Annotated in this window: 4 protein-coding genes; 1 reads left to right on the forward strand and 3 read right to left on the reverse strand. The window is 66.8% G+C overall.

What is annotated here, in order from left to right:
• The 3 genes from WBB85_RS07235 to WBB85_RS07245 all read right to left on the reverse strand — a co-directional run.
• Positions 1-319, reverse strand: a 319-nt coding sequence (locus WBB85_RS07235; RefSeq protein WP_432637951.1) for a biotin/lipoate--protein ligase family protein, incomplete at its 3' end; no start/stop codon positions are given.
• Entirely contained in the window at positions 316-1,383 is a 1,068-nt protein-coding gene (locus WBB85_RS07240; protein WP_432637952.1) for an Mrp/NBP35 family ATP-binding protein, read from the reverse strand. The genes WBB85_RS07240 and WBB85_RS07235, both read right to left, overlap by 4 nt.
• Positions 1,380-1,580 carry a DUF6494 family protein gene (locus WBB85_RS07245; RefSeq protein ID WP_432637953.1) on the reverse strand — a complete coding sequence of 67 codons (201 nt, stop codon included), beginning with the start codon at positions 1,578-1,580 and terminating at the stop codon, positions 1,380-1,382. The genes WBB85_RS07240 and WBB85_RS07245 overlap by 4 nt, the downstream gene beginning before the upstream one ends.
• Before the next feature lie 73 nt (positions 1,581-1,653).
• On the opposite strand from WBB85_RS07245, the gene WBB85_RS07250 reads away from it, so the two are divergent.
• Positions 1,654-2,391: a c-type cytochrome gene (locus WBB85_RS07250; RefSeq protein WP_432637954.1), complete on the forward strand. Its 738-nt coding sequence runs from the start codon at positions 1,654-1,656 to the stop codon at positions 2,389-2,391.
• Positions 2,392-2,458: the final 67 nt, after the last annotated feature.

A 2,458-nucleotide genomic window follows, 5' to 3' on the forward strand; every position in this document is an offset into this window, starting at 1 on the left:
CCCTCAGCGCGCCCGCATGGGCACCATTCAGGCGGACGCCACCCGAGCAGTCGAGATGCACGGCGGTGTCAGGGGGCACCAGCGCACCGAGCGCGTTCTGCAACCCGACCCCGCAGGCGATGAAGCCCGCCATGGCAGGTTCCAGCGGAGTTTCTGGCGCCAGCACGATTGCCGCCCGCAGCCGCTCGGGTGAGACCGACCAGGCGATCAGCCCGGCTTCGGTGCCGCGTTCGGCCTGATCGCAGGCGATGGTGAAGGGATTGGCGGGCCCGGCGGCAAGCCCGGTCATCAGCGGTGGAAAGACCGGGACCTGGCTCATATCGTGCCGTCCCCGATCAGTCGCTTTGCCAGATCGCGGAAGGCGCGGGCCTGCGGCGTATTCGGCTTCGACACCACGATGGGCGCGCCGCCATCGGCAGCTACCCGGATATCGAGATGCAGCGGGACCTCGGCCAGAAGTGGTGCGCCCAGCTTTTCGGCCTCGGCCCGGACCCCGCCATGGCCGAAGATATGTTCCTCATGCCCGCATTGGGAACAGACATGGACGGCCATGTTCTCGATCAGGCCCAGGATCGGCGTGTCCATCTTGGCGAACATGTCGATGCCCTTGCGCGCATCGAGAAGGGCCACGTCCTGCGGGGTGGAAACGATGATCGCGCCCGCGACCTCGGCCTTCTGGCAAAGCGTCATCTGCACGTCACCGGTGCCGGGCGGCAGGTCGACCAGCAGCACATCCAGGGCGCCCCACTGGACCTGAAACAGCATCTGCTGCAAGGCCCCCATCAGCATCGGCCCGCGCCAGACGACCGCCTCATCCTCGCGCGTCATCAGGCCCAGCGACATCAGCGTGACGCCGTGGTTCCTGAGCGGCAGGATGGTCTTGCCATCGGGCGAGGCGGGACGACCCGAGACGCCCAGCATCCGGGGCTGCGATGGCCCGTAGACATCGGCATCGAGAAGCCCCACGCGCTTGCCCTCGGCGGCGAGTGCGGCGGCGAGATTGGCAGCGACGGTGGATTTGCCCACGCCACCCTTACCCGACGCGATGGCGATGATCCGGTCGACACCCGGTATCTTTTCCGGTCCCTGTGGCTTGGGTTTGCCGCCCAGCTTCAGATCGGGCGGGGCGGCAGGGGCGCTGTGGGCGGTCATCACCACCGAAACGGCTTCGACCCCCGGCAGGGCCCGCAATTTCTCCTCGGCCTCGGCCCGGGCCGGTTCCATGCGTGTCGCGCGGGCCGGATCGATCTCCAGCACGAAGCGGACGCTTGCCCCGTCGACCGTCAGCGCACGCACCAGCCCCGCGCTGACGATATCGCCGCCGCCCATCGGATTGGCGACGCCTTTCAGGGTGTCAAGCACCGCCTCGCGCGTCAGGCTCATGCGTCGGGGCTCGTGATCTTGCCGGTGACGACATGTTCCATGTCGAGCCCGTCGATGGTCAACACCACCTTTGCCGACAATGTCCTGCCCGCCGCCTTGTCGCCCGCCTCGCGCACCGCCTTTTCGATGGCCTGCTGCGAGGTCACGCCAACCTGTTTCAGGAACTTGCGCATCGACATGTTGAATTCGTCATCCATCGGTCCTGCCTTTCCTTGGTGGTTGACCCGCCCCCCATGACGCTTCTAGCCTTTTAGTGGAAAGGCATGCGCGATGCGGAGTTGGATCGCCCTTATGTTCCTGCTTGTCACCTCGCTTCCCCTGCGGGGAGAGGAGGTGCGTGAGTTCCGGCTGTTCCTCGCCGAGGATATCGCGACGAGTGGCCTTGCCGACTATATCCTGCCGCGCTTCGCACTCAAGACCGGACGACGGGCCGTGGTTGTCGCGGATGGTGCCGATGCGCGTCTGGTCGTGGCTGGCGATGCCCCGCCTGTGATGGCGCGGGGCGATACGCTTTACGCTCTGGTGCTGGAAAGTGACAACGCGGCCGCCCGGCGTTTCGCCGACTGGCTGGCCTCCGGGATCGGGCAGAACACCGTCGCGGCTTTCGCGCCGGACAAGGGGCTGCCTTTCGGTCCGCCGCCTGAGGTGGTGGTGAAAACCGTGACCAAGATCGAGGGCGATGCCGTCCTCGGCCGCGAGGTGGCCGAGGCGCATTGCGCCCGCTGTCACCGTATCGCGCCGGAGATGACCGGCATGACGCTTGGGTCCACACCGTCCTTTTCTGCGCTGAAAGCCCTGCCGGACTGGTCCGAGCGATTCACTGCCTTCTATGTTCTGAACCCGCACCCGTCGTTCCTGCTGGTGGAGGGGATCAGCCCGCCTTTCGATCCCGCGCACCCGCCGCCCATTGTCCCGGTCGAAGTGACGCTGGAAGAGGTCGAGGCGTTGCTGGCCTATGTGGCGAAGGTGCCCGCTGCCGATCTCGGCGCGGATATCGAGAGCAGATAAAACGTGGGTCATCGAACTGGAGCCCCGCCCGGCGGCAATGCCGGGCTGCGCCGACCCGCCCCCCCGG

Source organism: Albidovulum sp. (genome assembly GCF_049646345.1).
In the GTDB taxonomy this organism is placed as follows: Bacteria; Pseudomonadota; Alphaproteobacteria; order Rhodobacterales; family Rhodobacteraceae; genus Albidovulum.

Bases quoted from the DNA above. Each gene is read 5' to 3' on its own strand.
- WBB85_RS07245 (WP_432637953.1), bottom strand. From the start codon at position 1,580: ATGGATGACGAATTCAACATGTCGATGCGCAAGTTCCTGAAACAGGTT.
- WBB85_RS07250 (WP_432637954.1), top strand. From the start codon at position 1,654: ATGCGGAGTTGGATCGCCCTTATGTTCCTGCTTGTCACCTCGCTTCCC.
- WBB85_RS07240 (WP_432637952.1), bottom strand. From the start codon at position 1,383: ATGAGCCTGACGCGCGAGGCGGTGCTTGACACCCTGAAAGGCGTCGCC.